This window comes from Streptomyces sp. NPDC001507 (genome assembly GCF_042894765.1).
Taxonomy (GTDB): domain Bacteria; phylum Actinomycetota; class Actinomycetes; order Streptomycetales; family Streptomycetaceae; genus Streptomyces.
Window position 1 is genome coordinate 640,648 of record NZ_JBIAVV010000001.1, and the last position, 14,442, is coordinate 655,089.

The following is a 14,442-nucleotide window of genomic DNA, read 5'->3' on the forward strand; positions in this document are numbered from 1 at the left end:
CCCGAACGCGCGGTGCCTGCACCGCGGGGCCCTCCGGTCGTCGAGCGCCCTGCTCTCCATACGCGGGTGGCCCCCAGGGTGTTCACAGCGCCAGTGATCTTTACGATCCCGTGGCAGTGCGGCGCGGCCGTACGCCTCGTTCCCGGTCCGGCCCCGGCCGCCTATCTTGAGCCCATGACCAGCATCCCGCAGGAGAATCCGGGCGAACCGAACCCGCTGCGCGCCCTCACCCTCGACCGGCTGCGATGTCGTACCAGCATGAAATGGCGCACCTACCCGGCGGACGTGCTCCCGGTGTGGGTGGCCGAGATGGACGTGCCGCTCGCCCCGGCGGTCGTCCGTGCGGTCACGGACGCGATGGAACTCGGCGACACCGGCTACCCGGCGGGCACCGGCTACGCCGAGGCGCTCGCCGCGTTCGCCGCGAAACGCTGGGGCTGGGACGGGCTGGACGTGGCCCGCACCGCGATCGTCCCCGACGTGATGCTCGGCGTGGTCGAGATGCTGAGACTCGTCACCGGGCCCGGTGACCCGGTGGTCGTCAACTCCCCGGTGTACCCGCCGTTCTACCAGTTCGTCGGCAACATGGACCGGCGGGTGGTGGAGGCCCCGCTCGGCGCCGACGGGCGGATCGACCTCGACGTCCTCGGGGGCGCCTTCCGCGGGCTCGGCGGCGGCCGGGCCGGCTATCTGCTGTGCAGCCCCCACAACCCGACCGGCACCGTCCACACCGCCGACGAGCTCACCGCCGTCACCGCCCTCGCCGAGCGGTACGGCGTCCGGGTCGTCGCCGACGAGATCCACGCCCCGCTCACCGCGCAGGGCGTCGGCTTCGTGCCGTACCTGAGCGTGCCGGGCGCCGAGCGCGGGCTGTCCCTGATGTCGGCGTCCAAGGCCTGGAACCTCGCGGGCCTCAAGGCCGCGCTCGCCCTCGCCGGGCCGGGCGCCGCAGCCGACCTCGCCCGGCTGCCGGAGGAGGTCAGCCACGGCCCGAGCCATGTCGGCGTCATCGCCCACACGGCCGCGCTGGCCGACGGCACCGCCTGGCTGGACGCCCTGCTCGCGGGCCTCGACGAGAACCGGCGCCTGCTCGCCGGGCTGCTCGACCGCCACCTGCCCGGCATCCGGTACCGGCCCGCCGAGGCGACCTACCTCGCGTGGCTCGACTGCCGCGCCCTCGGCCTCGGCGACGACCCGGCCGAGGTCTTCCTGGACCGCGGCCGGGTGGCCGTGAACTCCGGCCTCCCCTTCGGGACCGGCGGCGCCGGGCACGTCCGGTTCAACCTCGCCACCTCGCCCGAGGTGATCACGGAGGCGGTACGGCGGATGGCGGCGGCGATCGCGTGAGGCGCGACCGCGCGGCTGACATCATGGCCGCATGCGTGTGCTGATGCCGCTTCCCGACCGGGACTTCGACGTGACCGAGGTGGCCGTGCCCTGGCGGGAGCTGACCCGGGCCGGCCACCAGGTCGTGTTCGCCACCGAACGCGCCGGTACCCGGCCGGCGGCCGACCCCCGGCTGCTCACCGGTGTCCTCTTCGGCCAGCTCGGTGCCGAGGACGAACCCAAGCGGTTCTACGAACAGCTCACCTCCGCACCGGAGTTCACCGACACGGTCGGCTGGGCCGACCTTGACGTCACCGGGTTCGACGGGCTGCTGCTGCCCGGCGGCCACGCGCCCGGCATGCGCCAGTACCTCGGCTCGCCGGAACTACGCGACCAGGTGGGGAAGTTCTGGGGGCTCGGCCGGCCGGTCGGCGCGATCTGCCACGGCGTGCTCGTGCTCGCCCGCACCCTGGATCCGGCGACCGGGCACAGCGTGCTGGCCGGCCGCCGTACCACGTGCCTGCCCAAGTACATGGAGCGCACCGCGTACTTGACCACCGCGTGGCGCCTGGGCCGCTACTACCGGACCTACCCCGCCTACGTCGAGGACGAGGTGCGTGCCGCCCTCGCCGACCCGGCCGCCCAGTTCGAGCGCGGCCCCCGCGAGCTCACCCGGCGTGGCACCTCGACCGACGACACGCACGCCTTCGTCGTCGAGGACGGCGCCTATCTGTCGGCCCGGTGGCCCGGTGACGCTTATCTGTTCGCCCGGAGGTATCTGGATCTGCTCGACCGGGCGCTCCGCTGAGGGCGCCGCGAGATGCCGTCTTGCGTCTGCGGCGCCGTCGTCGCCGGTCGCGCAGTTCCTCCCCCAGCCTTCGGCCGGGGCGCCCCCAGCGCCCTTTCGGGGCACGGACTCGCCTAGACTCCGGACATGGACGACAACACCGGGACGGCCCTCGACCGGCTCGGCGCCGGTAAGTACCTGCTGGTCACCAGTTACCGCAAGGACGGCACCCCCGTGCCCACCCCGGTGTGGGTGGTGCGGGACGGCGACGCGCTCGGCGTGTGGACGACCGCCGACTCCTTCAAGGTCAAGCGCATCCGTCGCCGTGCCGACGTCCAGGTCGGCCCCTGCGACCTGCGGGGGCGTCCGACCGGCGACCCGGTCCCGGCCACCGCGGAGATCGCCGACGCGGCCACCACGGCCCACTACCGCGACCTCATCGCCCGCAAGTACGGCATCACCGGCCGCCTCACCCTCCTCGGCAGCAGGCTGCGCCGGGGCGTCGACGGCACGGTCGGCATCCGGGTGACCCTGGCGCCCTGAGGAGGCCGGGACCTCCTCAGGGCGCGCGGAGCCCTACGAGGCGTCCAGCACCGTGCCGGTGAGCACCGGCCCGCCGGGCAGCGGGTGGCCGCTGTCGTCGGTCTGCCGGAAGGTCACCGACTCGGCCGGCTCCGTGACCTGGTCCCGCACGGTCGGCACGGTCACGTCGAGGCTCGTCTGCCCCGCGGGCATGTCCAGCCACAGATACAGGCCGTCCACCTGGGACAGCGGCCGCTCCGGGTCCGGATCCGCACCGGAGACGCCGGCCAGCCAGCCGGGGTCGACGTCCTTGGTGGACAGCTCCGTGCCGCCGCTGCCGACCGGCACCGGCACGAACAGCGCGCCGATGTCCGTGTCCGCGGCCTCCGACAGCGAGATCCGCCACTTAAGGGCCGAGCCCTCGGTCACCCTGTCCGCGAGCGGAGTCACGGTGACGGTGGGTGCCGGGTCGTCGTTGCGTACGGTCACCCCGCCCCGGTAGGAGCCGACGACCGCCCCGTGGACGGCCTTGACCAGCACGTCGTACGGCATGTCGGCGCCGTAGCGGGTGTTGCCCCGCACCTCGACCGGCACGTCGATGCCGTGGCCGCCGGGGACCACGGTGACCAGGCGGTCCTTCGCGGTACCGGTCGCCGGGTCGACGACGTACACCCGGACCTGGCCGCTGCCACGCCCGGACACCCGCACCGGCACGTGGTAGGTGCGCACGCCCGAGTCGCCCTCGTCGACGGTGAGCCGGCCGACGTCGACGCGCGGCAGCCCGGCCGCGCGGACCGCAGGGGTGCCCGGACGCCAGGCCCAGGCGTCCATCAGCCAGGCCCGTCCGGACCCCGAACGCGGCGTCAGGCCGAGGGACGTGACGGACCGCAGGTCGAGCCCGCCCCGGCGGGCGGCGGTGAGCGGTACCCGCAGTTCGCGTGCCCAGTAGGAGGCGGTGCGGTCGCTGCCCGGCAGGCCGTCGACGCGGACCCGGCCCAGCGTGGCCCGCCGGCCGTGGCTGTCGGTGACGGACACGTCGAGGGCGGTGCCCCGGGAGTTCGGCGGCACGAAGACCCGCAGCGCGAGTGCGTCGGCACCGGAGAGCGAGACCGGCCGCGCCGTCCGGATCCCGGCCGGGGACCCGGCGGACGTCCAGTGCAGCGCGATCGCGTGCCGGCCGGCCTCCCGTCCCGTCTCCCACTGCGCGAAGTGCGGCGAGACACCCGTGGTGCCCTCACCGAGGCAGGCCACCGCCGGGTCGGGATCGACCGCCGAGCACAGCCGGCCACCGGTCACCGTCACCCTGCCGTCCGGCAGGAACCCGGCACCGCGGTTGGCGCCGACCGCGTGCGCGAGTACCCGCGCCGGGTCCGCCGACGGCGCCCGCCGCCCCGAACCGTCCAGCAGCGGACGGACCTTGTCGTCGCCCGCGACGAACAGCCGGGCCGCCGCCGCGATGTACGTCGAGCCCGCCCGGTGCTGCTGGTCGGCGGTCAGCCGGGTCGCGGCCCGCGGGGAGCAGACCGGGTCCGGGTGGTCCGGGTCGTCGGAGAAGTCGTCCTCCGCGGGGGCCTGCGCCTGCCCGGGCGTCCACTCGGTGTTGAAGAAGTTGTGGTCGGCGCCGGTCACGTACACCGCGCTGTGCAGGGCCCGGCCCGTGCTGACCGCGCGGGTGCCGTCGACGTACACCTCGCCCTGGAGGTCGGAGACGTCGCCGTCGCAGCCGGGCAGGACCGTGAGTGACGGCACGTCCGGCACCGGGTTCTGGCCGAAGACGGTCGGGCCGATCAGGACGGTCCCGCTGATGTGCCAGCGCACCCTGCCGTGGTAGCCGTCCTGGCCGGCCGGCGGTGGGTAAAGGCTGTCCAGCGCCGCCCGGTTCACGCCCTCACCGCCCCGCGAGTGGCCGATCAGCAGCACCCGGGAGAGGTCGGCGCGGGGTGCCTCGCGCACGACCGGGGGCGCGTGGCGCGGGTCGCGTGCCCAGTCGGCCCAGTGCGCGAGGTGCAGCCGGATCAGGGACGAACGGGCCTGCGCGCCGCCGTCCTCGGCCTGCCAGTCCTGGCCGTTGATCCCGTTGGCCGAGATCGACACCGTCACATAACCCTGGGAGGCCAGCAGTCGCTGGTCACGCAGATAGCCCCGGTGGCTCGGTACGGGGAGCGTCCCGGCCGGGCAGGGCCAGGCGCCGGAGGCGTCGTCGGAGCCGCCGTGCGGGGCGTAGCAGGTGGCGTGGCGGCCGTGCAGGAACAGGGCGAACGGGCGGGCCCCGGAGATCCCGGTGGGCGCGACCACCACGGCCTGCATCTCGACCGGGACGGAGAACCCGGGCAGCCGCACCGACGCGAGCCGGTACGAGCCCGTTCTCGTGCGGTACGGGCCGGGCTTTCCCGGGTCCACCGGGTTCGCGGGCAGCGGCGCCGGGGGCCGGACCGCCGCCGCGGGCCCGGCCACGGCAGCGCCCGGCCGGGCGTCCAACCGGCGTCCGCCGGACCAGACCTGAAGGTCCTTCAGCGCTCCCGCCCGCGCCCCGTCCAGGCCGAGCCGGAAGGTGTGCCCGTCCCGTTCCGGTTTCGGCGCCCCCAACAGCCGTCCGTCCGCGCGGAATTCGACCCGCGCGTCCCCCATCGGCACCCGTCTGCCGGACCGCCACACCAACTGGGGCGCCTGCCGTCCCCGGTCGATGTGCCAGCCCGGCGGCAGCTTCCCGTCGGACACGGCTGCGGCCGGGGCCTGTTGAGCCTGCGCCGTGGTACCGGACACTCCTCCCGCGAGCGCGAGCACCGCCGCCGCGGTGACCCATATGCGCCGGGTACGGACCAATGTTCTCCTCCTCGCAACGCGAGCACGGACCGCCCCGGCCGTCCCGGGGAGCCCCTCGCGTTCCGGAGGACGGGGAGCCGAGTCTGTGGGTTGCCTGTGAGGTGGGAGTGAACGGGCCGAGTACGGGGGAGCCGGCTATTCGACGCCGGGCGGTACGACCGTGGCGTGGTGGTAGTACATCCGCCAGCCGCTCCGCTCGTCGCGTCGGCGCCACAGTGAGCTGTGCCGGGAGCGGCGGTCGCCGAGGCGGGCCTCGAAGGTCACGAGGACCAGCCCGGGAGCGAGGGCGACGCCGGTCATGCCGGACGGCTCGTAGCGGGGGCCGTCCGCCGACGCGCCCGCCTTGTCCGGCAGTTCGGCGATCAGCTGCTCGTACCCGTACCTGCGGCCGGACGCGCCCACCTCCACGAACTCCGGGTCCAGCAGCTCCGCCGCCAGCTCCCGGGAGGCGCGTACCTCGGGATCCATGAGCCGCAGCTCGCCTGCGATGGCGGCCGCGACCTGGGCCGATGCGTCGTTCTGGGCCGATGCGTCGTTCATGGACACATCCTCGCCCAGCACCCCGGCCGCCGGGCAACCGGGTTCTGGACCGTCAGCTCCACGCCCGGTACGGCTCGTCCAGCAACTGGAAGACCGGCTCGCCCCGCACCGGGTCCTTGGCCGTGGAGAGCTTGACGCGGTCACCACTGTGGATGCCGATCGGCGGGCCCATGACCCGGCCCCGGACCACGAACCCCTCGGCCATCTCGATCAGGGACACGTTGCGCGCGGCGGGCGTGTTGCGGTGCACCACCGTCGAGTGCCGGACCGTCCCCGTGCCCTCGCTGCGCTCCGTCCGCAGTTCGCTGCCCTGGCACACCGGACACAGCAGCCGGTGGTACATCGCGGTGCCGCACCAGGTGCAGCGCTGGTAGACGATGGCGTCCTTGACGCGGTCCGCGGGCGCGGGGTCGAGAACGCCCGTCGCGAATCCGACCGCCGACTGCGCGGCGCTCGTCGAGTGGTGGTACACGCTGGTCAACTCCCTGCGCTCGCCCGGAATCCCACGTGTCCGGACCCGGCCGGGCACGCCTGTGCCCGGTTGGCGGTGCCACCGTGCACGCCGCCAGAGTATGGCACTCAGTGCCAACCGTAAAGGCACTGCGTACCCCCAATATGAGTTCTTCCGGATCTCAGGCGCGGCCGAACGCGGTCTCGATCTCCTGGACCACCCGCCACAGCGGGGCGTCCCGCCGGGAGACGAGGACGACCACGTCGTCCGGGTGTTCCACCGGGCCGCCGAACAGCGCGGCCGACGCCGGGCCCGCGGCCGGACCGGCGGCCGTGGTGCCGAACGCGGCCTGCACGTACCCGAGGGCGTGGCCGACCGTCTCGTCCGCGTCGATCCGGCCGTCCGAACGCAGCCAGGAGCGCAGCGCGTTGTTGTGCGCCGCGACCACGGCCGCCGCCACGACGTCCGCCCGCAGCGTCCCGTCGGGGCGGCCGGCGTACCGGCCGCGCAGGTACTCGGCGAGCGCGCGCTCGTAGCGCCACACCACCGACAGCTCGTACGCCCGCAGCCCCGGCACCTGTTTGGTGAGCCGGTAGCGCTGCACCGAGAAGGTCGGGTTCTCCGCGTACATCCGCAGCACCAGACGCGCCGCGTCGCACACCCGCCGCACCGGCTCGCACTCCGGGTCGCCGGCCGCGAGGAAGGCGGTCATGTCGGCCAGGCACCCCTCGTGGTCGGGGAAGACCACGTCCTCCTTGGACGGGAAGTAGCGGAAGAACGACCGGCGCCCGACCCCGGCGAGGGCGACGATGTCGTCGACGGTCGTCTGCTCGTACCCGCGCTCCAGGAAGAGCCGGAAGGCCGCCGCGACCAGGGCGTCCCGCATGGGCGGCTTGGCGGGCGGTGCCACGCTGCTGGAGCTCATGGACGCGAACGTAGCATTCCGCCGACCCGCATGGCACTCAGTGCACCAGGTGGGGGGACTGAGTGCTCCGTCGGCCGGCCCGGGCCCGCTCGCGCGCCCGGGCTGAACCGGTGGGGCGGTCCTGACGTATGTGTTCTCGGGGATCGCGGACTCCCCGCGCGCACGGGGAGTGGAAGGAGAGCAGTGTGTCGACACCGCCCGACCCTGAACAGCCGCACCGCGGGCCGGTCCTGGAACCGGTCCGGGTCCTGCGCCCCCGCCGGCTCGACACCCTCGCGGAGCTGATGCGCGAGTTCCACGCGGACGCGGAGGCCGCCGAGCGGACGCGGGAGACGAGAGGCGCGAGAGACGCGAAGGAAGCAAAGGCGTCGGGGCACGGCGGCCCCGCGGAGTTCGAGGCCTTCGAACCGGCCGCCGGTTCCGGCACTGGAGCCGGCGTCGGTTCCTTCGGCTCTGGCGTCGGTTCCTTCGGCTCCGGCACCGAGGACGAGACCCAGGAACTGCCGCCCGTCACCGACGGCCCGCGCACCGCGCCCGGCAGCCGCGGACACGACGCCGCCCCGTTGCGTTCCTTCGGCTTCGGGCCGGGACTGCGCCGGGCCGCCGTCGTGGTGGCCGTCGGCGCGGCCGCACTGGTCGGCTTCGGCTGCGCCCTCCTGCTGCCCGGCCGGGAGGGCACCGCCGAGGCCGCCCAGCCGTCCGGGTCGGCCACCACGGCACCGGCCTCCACTCCGCCGGCCTCGGACACCTCCACCGACCCCGACGGCGCAGGCACCCTCCGCCAGGGCGACACCGGCCCCGAGGTGGTCGAGCTGGAGCAACGCCTGCTGCGCATCCCGGACGTCTACCGCGACGGTTCCACCGGCGGCACCTACGACGCCGCCCTGACCGCCGCCGTGGAGCGGTTCCAGGTCTGGTACGGCATCAGCGGCGACGAACGCGGTGTCTACGGCGACGACACCCGCCGCGCGCTGGAGTCCCGCACCGGCCTCACCGGTGGCTGACCGCCCGGAGCGGCGACTGCTCCGCGCCCTCCGCCGGCACCCGGATGTCCAGCACGCACACGTCGTCGCGCCGTTCGCCCGTCAGCATCGCGGCGAGGAGGTCGTCCAGGGAGGCGGGTCCGGCGGCGAGCGCGGCGGCGGCCAGACGGTCCAGGCCCGCGTCGATGTCCTCGCCCGGCCGCTCGACCAGCCCGTCGGTGTACAGCAGCAGCCGGTCGCCGGGCTCCAGCTGGAACTCGGCGGACTCGTAGACCGGATCCGCCGACGCGCCGAGCAGCATGCCGGTCGGCCGGTCGAGTCGGTAGGCCCTGCCCCCGCGCACCAGGAGGGGCGGCGGGTGCCCCGCCTGGGCCCAGGCGAGACGCCGCTCGGCCGGGTCGTAGCGGGCCAGGACGAGCGTCGCGGTGGACTGGGAGTCGCGCGAGTGCAGAAGCAGGAAGTTGAGCCGGGCCAGCGCACCGGTCAGGGAGGAGCCGGTACTCACCATGCCCTTGGCGGTGAACCGCAGCTGGGCCATCGTGGCGACGGCGTCGACACCGTGGCCCGCGACGTCGCCGACCACGAACAGCGCGGCCTCGTCGGGCAGTTCGATGGCGCTGAACCAGTCGCCGCCGACGTGCACCCCCGCCTGTGCGGGCAGGTAGGCGACCTCGACGCGCAGCCCGTGCAGCTGCACCGGGTTGCTGGGCAGCGGCAGCAGCGCGTGCTGGAGCCGGGCGGCGAGCGCGCGCTCGGCGTCCAGGACGCCGCGCTGCACGAGGATCGCGCGCTCGCTGTCCACCAGGGCGAGTTCGGCGCTGCGCTGCGCGGTGAGGTCCTGCACGAACCCGTGCACCTCGACGACCGTGCCGTCGGCGGCGCTCACCGCCTCCGCGACGGCCCGCAGATGCCGCACCGCGTTCCCGGTCCTGATCCGGAACGGCACGTCGAACGACCGGCCGTCACGGGCGAGTCCGGCGACGGCACGGGCCAGCGCGTGGGCGTCCTCGGGCAGTACCAGGTCCGGCAGCAGGTCCAGCGGCACCGCGCCGCGTCCCGGGTCGCGGCCCAGGATGGTGTACACCTGGGACGACCAGTTGACCTGGCGGGTGACCAGGTTCCAGTTCGCCCAGCCGAGGTTGCCCAGCCGCTGCAGCTCCGCCAGCCGCTGCTCCTGGCGCTCCTCGGTGTCGTGCCGCAGCCAGGTCACCAGCAGCCCGTCGCCGAGCCGCGCCGCCCGCACCGAGTAGGTGGCGGACACGGTCACCCCCGCGACGATCTCCTCGTAGACGAACGGTTCGCCCTCGTACGGCTCGCCTCCGGCGAGCGCCTTCAGGTACCCCTGCCACAGCGCTTCGCCGGCGACGGAGGGATAGCTCTCCAGGATGTGCGAGCCGATCAGCTCCCGGCCGGTGCGGCCCAGGATGTCGACGGCTCCCGGAGTGGCCGCCTCGATGCGGTAGTCCTCCACGTCCCCGGCGGCGGTGCGCAGCGGGACCAGCAGGACCGTGGCCCCCGGCAGGGCGTCGAGGACCGGCTGCACCGCCGTGGCGAGGCCCGAGGCCACCGGCGCCGTGGGGGCACCGAGGGCGCCGAGGCGGCCGGCGCCGAGCCGGGCGACCGACTGCAGCAGCTCGCGGTCCGCCTGTCCGAAGGCGGCCGCGGGGCGACGCAGCACGCCGAGGACCGTGTCCGCCGTGACCGGCACCCAGGCCCGGGACAGCCAGTGCCCGGGCGGCTCGTCGATGAGCTGATAGACCTGCCGGTCCTCGGCGAAGTGCTCGAGCCAGAGCGGCTCGCCCGCCTTCAGCACCTCCAGGGGGGCGAACCCCTTCAGCGGCGGGACCTGGTGCCACCGGGCGGCGAGCGCCGCGTCGAGCCCCGCGTGCCCGACGAGTTCGAGCCCGCCGCTGGGCAGCCGCCGGTACAGCAGCACCGCGTCGGCGTCGGCCCCGGGTGCCAGGTGCTCGTGGAGTGCCTCGGCCAGCTCCTGCGGGGAGCCGACGTGCAGCAGGGCCTTGCCGAGGCGGCTGAGGACCTCGGCGGTGCCGGACGGGGCGGGCGATCCGGAGGGCGCCTGCGGGGCGGGCGGTTCGGCGGCGGGGACCGTGGCGGCGGGCGGGGTGGGCGTCAGGGCGCCGAGGGTGAGCCAGCACTCCTCCAGCAGGGTGCGGTTCCCGGCCTCGGCCCGCTGTGCCAGCGCCTCGTGCGCGGCGTCGGGGGAGCATCCCGTGGTGGCCATCAGCGCACCCTTGGCACGCTCCACCACCGCGGAAGTGGCCGCCGACTCCCGCAGCCGGTCCAGCTCGGCGCGCTGCCTGGACACGATCCGGGCCAGGGCTGCCGACTCGGCGACGGCACCGGTGTCCGCGGCAGGCACGTACTCGCTCGTCACGGGTCGAGCATGGCACAGGACGGTGCCCTCGATCACACCCGTACCTGATCCGTGAAAGATATGGGCATCCGTGCACGGATATGGTCAGCGTCCGGTGCTGTGCCCCACGAGCGCCTCGGTGACCACGCGCACGCTGCGGGCGATGTGCTGCAGCTGCATGACCTCCGCCGCGTACAGCTTGATGGTGTGCTCGATGACCGACTCCGGCAGGCCCAGCAGGGGCAGCTCGGCCCGCGCGGTCTGCAGCGCCGTGCGCGCCACCCGGACCTCCTGCTGCACCTGGATCTGCGCGTGCCGGGCGAGCAGCACGGGGTGCCGGATCAGTGCCGGATAGCTGGCGTAGCGGGCCGGGACCAGCTCGCGCAGCCACTTGGCGGCGGAGCGCTCCCAGTCGTAACTGCCCGGTGCCTTCACCTGGCAGGGCCAGTCGGGGCTGATGCGCGCGGTCGTCGTCAGAGTCATGATCATCGCTTCCGGGTGTGCGGCGTCGTGAGGGTGCTCGACGGAGGTCTTGGCGGCTCCGGCCTAGGGGATGGCCGGAGCCGCCGCGGGCGGATCGCGCAGGCGATGCCCGTTCGAACATCCCCGGCGCCGACGCGGGTAGGAGACGGCGGCTGGGGATGTCCGTGCGAGGCCCCGGCCGCCGGCCGCCGGCACTGCGGGTGGTGCTGCGTGCGCATGGGCGGTCCGTCGGCTTTCTCGGGGCGGGTGCGAGCGGTGCGTCCTCGGGTGCGGAACGTGCCCGGAGTGGGCCGGGTGGGTGATCCGTGAGCAGTATTTATATATGCCGTCCGGTTTGCAAGACGCATGAAAACATTCATGCGTGAAATGAGGTGAATACTCCCCTTACGAGATCCCGCGGGGGCACCGGCCCGGGTCAGTCCTTGAGGAAGAACTGATGTTCCTCGGCGACCTGCTCGTACTCCTCCAGCCGCGCCTGGGTGCGCCCGGGGTCGGCGTCGGTCATGGCCTGGAGCAGGGCGGCGGCCATCAGACCGGGCGCCGCGTAGGTGTCGAAGACCAGGCGGGACCCGATGCCGGTGCTGAAGGTGACGTCGGCCTCGTCGGCGAGCGCGCCGAGCGCCAGGTCGGTCACCAGCGCGACCCGCAGCCCCGCCGTGCGCGCCACCCGGATCGCGGTCAGCGTCTCCTGCGCGTGCCGCGGCATGCCGAACGCCAGCACCCAGGTGCCGCCCGCCTCGCGTGACTGCAGCAGGGCGTCGTAGGCCACGCTGCCGCCCCGGGTCACCAGCCGGACGTCGGGGTGGATACGGCGGGCGGCGTAGGCGAAGTACTCCGCCAGCGAGACGGAGATGCGCAGGCCCAGCACGGTCAGCGGCGACGACTGGGACAGCTCGCGGCCGATCCAGATCACCCGGTCCGGGTCGGCGAAGTCCCGGCGCAGGTTCTCCAGGTTCTCGATCTCGGCGTCCACGGCGGCCTGAAGCTCGTTGCTGCGCTGCTCGGTGGCGGCCCCGGTGCCGCCCGCCAGGGTGCGCAGCGCGATCGACTGGAGCCGCTCGCGCAGCGCGGGGTACCCGCTGAAGCCGACCGCGCCCGCGAACCGGGTCACCGACGGCTGGCTGACCCCGGCCCGGTCGGCCAGGTCGGTGATCGACAGGAAGGCCGCCTCGGTGATGTGGTCGATCAGGTACTGGGCGATGCGGCGCTGGCCGGGGGAGAGCCGGGGACCGTCGAAGAGTTCGCGGAGCTGGGAGGTGGGCGCGGCCTCCGCCTCCGGCACGGTTTTGCCCGAGGTGATCGCGGATGCCTGTGCACGTGCCTGCTGCGGCGATGGCACCGAAGCGCCTCCTTTGTCTCCCACGAGGACTCAACATAGCTCACGGACCGTGGTGACCAGGGGTTGTGCGGTACGCCGGACCGTCCCGTGGCCGGACGCCCGGGATGCGGAAACAGCACCGGGATTCCGGTGCTCACCGGCGGCGGATGCGGTGGCCCTCGCCGGTGGATCGGGTGGATAGTACGGTCACCGCCGATAGATGGTGATCGAATGACCGACATCATCGACCGGACGGCTGGTGTCGATCAATTCGGCCAGCCTGCCCCGCGCCTTGGCGGCCGACGAGTCCGAGACGACCAGCAGCCCGTGCACCTGCCCGGGCGGCACCTTGCGGGGGTCGGCGGCGTGGATCCCGTAGTACGCCGGGACGCCACTGCCCTTGTAGACGAGCCAGATCCGCTCGCCCGGGTAGCGCCCCTCGAGCCGGTCGGCGAGCCTGCCCAGGTCCTGCCCCCAGTCCACGTTGGAGTCGTGCAGCCACAGATGCGTCCTCGCCGGCCCCCCGAACGCCTCGTTGGCGTACGGCAGATAGAACGGGAACGTCCGCAGCGAGCTCACCGCGACGAACAGCACCAGCGCCCCGCCCACCGGCCGTGCCCAGCGCCGGCGCACCGTCACAGCCGCGGCCCCGGCCACCGCGAGGAACATCGGCATGAAGACCGCGTACCGCGTCCCGAAGTCCCGCGACCCGGTCATCGCCGAGGCCAGCAGCACGGCCGGCGGCACCAGCAGGTAGGGCGCGGCCCGCCGCAGCCGCCGTACCGCCACCAGCGCGACGGCACCCGCCGTCCACAGCGCCAGCATGCCGAGCGGGGTCTTCACCAGCAGGGCGGCCGGCAGGTAGTACCAGCGGGAGCCGGTGTAGAGGTGCCCGAACAGATAGCCCTGCCAGGGGTAGTCCTCCAGCGCGAACTGCATCCGCATGCCGTCCCGGTAGGACTCCGGGAAGGGCAGCAGGCCGGTCAGCAGGCCCCGCAGACCGTGCACCGCGGGCACCGGCTCGGCGGACGGCGCACGCAGCCGGGGATCGACCGCCAGGTAGGAGAGCCAGACGACGGCGACCGCCGTCACCGTCACCACGACCGCGGCCCCGAGGGCGCGCAGCGCACGGCCCGGGCGTGCCCCCCACACCGACACCACCGCCAGCGCCACGAGCACCGGGATCGCGGGCAGCGCGCTCATCTTCGTCGCCACCGAGGCCCCCAGCGCGGCCCCCGCCAGGGGCAGATACAGCCGGGGCCGGCGCCGGGCCCGCCACACCAGCCACGCCGACGTCAGCACGAACCCGGCCGAGGGCACGTCCAGGGTGGCCAGCGAGCCGTGCGCGATGACGTCGGGCGAGAAGCAGTACAGGGCGAGCGCCAGCAGCCCGGCGGCCGTACCGAGGACCTCGCGGGCGAAGGCGAACGCCACCAGGCCGAACAGCAGCGTCAGCACGATCACCGGCAGCCGCGCCCACAGCATCACCCGCCAGGGATCGTTGCCGGACGCGTACAGCAGATGCCGTCCCACCTGCCCCTGGTCGCCGTGGTACGACGGGTCGTAGTGCGGGTCGGCGACCGCGATCCCGGCCATGATGACGAGCTTGCCGAGCGGCGGGTGCTCGATGTTGTAGCGCAGCCGGTGCTCGTGGAGGTAGTCGGTGGCCGTGGCCACGTAGACCGGCTCGTCGATGGTGGGTGTCTGCTGGACCGCGGTGGTCACCATGGCCGCCGCCATCTGGGCGAGCAGCAGCACCGCGAGGACCGGCACCAGCCACCGGCGGCGGGCGCGCAGGGCGGCGGTCAGCCGGGCCGCGCGGGCGGGCGGGGGAAGGGGACCGGGGCCGTCGGGGAGGCCGGGAACGCCGGGTTCGAGGACCGACTGCTGTTCGCTTGCCATCATCCGCC

Annotated in this window: 12 protein-coding genes; 4 read left to right on the forward strand and 8 right to left on the reverse strand. The window is 74.1% G+C overall.

Features of this window, described 5'->3' with window-relative positions; translation table 11 throughout:
* Positions 1 to 174: 174 nt before the first annotated feature.
* The 3 genes from ACFY0K_RS03015 to ACFY0K_RS03025 all read left to right on the forward strand — a co-directional run bounded on the left by ACFY0K_RS03015 (position 175) and on the right by ACFY0K_RS03025 (position 2,656).
* Positions 175 to 1,347, forward strand: a complete 1,173-nt coding sequence (locus ACFY0K_RS03015) for a MalY/PatB family protein (protein WP_390638300.1) — start codon at positions 175 to 177, stop codon at positions 1,345 to 1,347.
* A 31-nt stretch (positions 1,348 to 1,378) separates the two neighbouring features.
* Complete coding sequence (locus tag ACFY0K_RS03020; RefSeq protein WP_390638301.1) at positions 1,379 to 2,134, forward strand: type 1 glutamine amidotransferase domain-containing protein; 756 nt, start codon at positions 1,379 to 1,381, stop codon at positions 2,132 to 2,134.
* A gap of 126 nt (positions 2,135 to 2,260) precedes the next feature.
* Positions 2,261 to 2,656 (forward strand): PPOX class F420-dependent oxidoreductase, encoded by a 396-nt coding sequence (locus ACFY0K_RS03025; RefSeq protein ID WP_390638302.1) that lies wholly within the window; start codon positions 2,261 to 2,263, stop codon positions 2,654 to 2,656.
* Positions 2,657 to 2,689: 33 nt separating this feature from the next.
* Here ACFY0K_RS03025 and ACFY0K_RS03030 read toward each other — a convergent pair whose 3' ends face one another.
* The 4 genes from ACFY0K_RS03030 to ACFY0K_RS03045 all read right to left on the reverse strand — a co-directional run bounded on the left by ACFY0K_RS03030 (position 2,690) and on the right by ACFY0K_RS03045 (position 7,374).
* A complete protein-coding gene (locus ACFY0K_RS03030; protein ID WP_390638303.1) occupies positions 2,690 to 5,458 on the reverse strand; it encodes a hypothetical protein in 2,769 nt (922 codons plus the stop codon).
* A 135-nt stretch (positions 5,459 to 5,593) separates the two neighbouring features.
* On the reverse strand, positions 5,594 to 5,998 hold the full coding sequence (locus ACFY0K_RS03035) for a DUF4440 domain-containing protein (protein WP_390638304.1): 405 nt from the start codon (positions 5,996 to 5,998) through the stop codon (positions 5,594 to 5,596).
* 52 nt (positions 5,999 to 6,050) lie between these two features.
* On the reverse strand, positions 6,051 to 6,470 hold the full coding sequence (locus ACFY0K_RS03040) for a Zn-ribbon domain-containing OB-fold protein (protein WP_388599116.1): 420 nt from the start codon (positions 6,468 to 6,470) through the stop codon (positions 6,051 to 6,053).
* A 160-nt stretch (positions 6,471 to 6,630) separates the two neighbouring features.
* Complete coding sequence (locus tag ACFY0K_RS03045; protein WP_351955084.1) at positions 6,631 to 7,374, reverse strand: TetR family transcriptional regulator; 744 nt, start codon at positions 7,372 to 7,374, stop codon at positions 6,631 to 6,633.
* A 185-nt stretch (positions 7,375 to 7,559) separates the two neighbouring features.
* Here ACFY0K_RS03045 and ACFY0K_RS03050 point away from each other — a divergent pair, with 185 nt between their 5' ends.
* On the forward strand, positions 7,560 to 8,378 hold the full coding sequence (locus ACFY0K_RS03050) for a peptidoglycan-binding protein (RefSeq protein ID WP_390638305.1): 819 nt from the start codon (positions 7,560 to 7,562) through the stop codon (positions 8,376 to 8,378).
* Here ACFY0K_RS03050 and ACFY0K_RS03055 read toward each other — a convergent pair.
* The 4 genes from ACFY0K_RS03055 to ACFY0K_RS03070 all read right to left on the reverse strand — a co-directional run bounded on the left by ACFY0K_RS03055 (position 8,365) and on the right by ACFY0K_RS03070 (position 14,437).
* Positions 8,365 to 10,752 (reverse strand): SpoIIE family protein phosphatase, encoded by a 2,388-nt coding sequence (locus tag ACFY0K_RS03055; RefSeq protein WP_388712924.1) that lies wholly within the window; start codon positions 10,750 to 10,752, stop codon positions 8,365 to 8,367. The two genes, ACFY0K_RS03050 and ACFY0K_RS03055, sit on opposite strands and share 14 nt — an antisense overlap.
* An 84-nt stretch (positions 10,753 to 10,836) precedes the next feature.
* The gene (locus tag ACFY0K_RS03060; protein ID WP_093506788.1) at positions 10,837 to 11,220 is read right to left on the reverse strand and encodes a hypothetical protein; all 384 of its coding nucleotides are present in this window, start codon (positions 11,218 to 11,220) and stop codon (positions 10,837 to 10,839) included.
* A gap of 409 nt (positions 11,221 to 11,629) precedes the next feature.
* Complete coding sequence (locus tag ACFY0K_RS03065) at positions 11,630 to 12,553, reverse strand: MurR/RpiR family transcriptional regulator (protein ID WP_388712927.1); 924 nt, start codon at positions 12,551 to 12,553, stop codon at positions 11,630 to 11,632.
* A gap of 186 nt (positions 12,554 to 12,739) precedes the next feature.
* The gene (locus ACFY0K_RS03070) at positions 12,740 to 14,437 is read right to left on the reverse strand and encodes an ArnT family glycosyltransferase (protein WP_390638306.1); all 1,698 of its coding nucleotides are present in this window, start codon (positions 14,435 to 14,437) and stop codon (positions 12,740 to 12,742) included.
* Positions 14,438 to 14,442 lie beyond the last annotated feature (5 nt).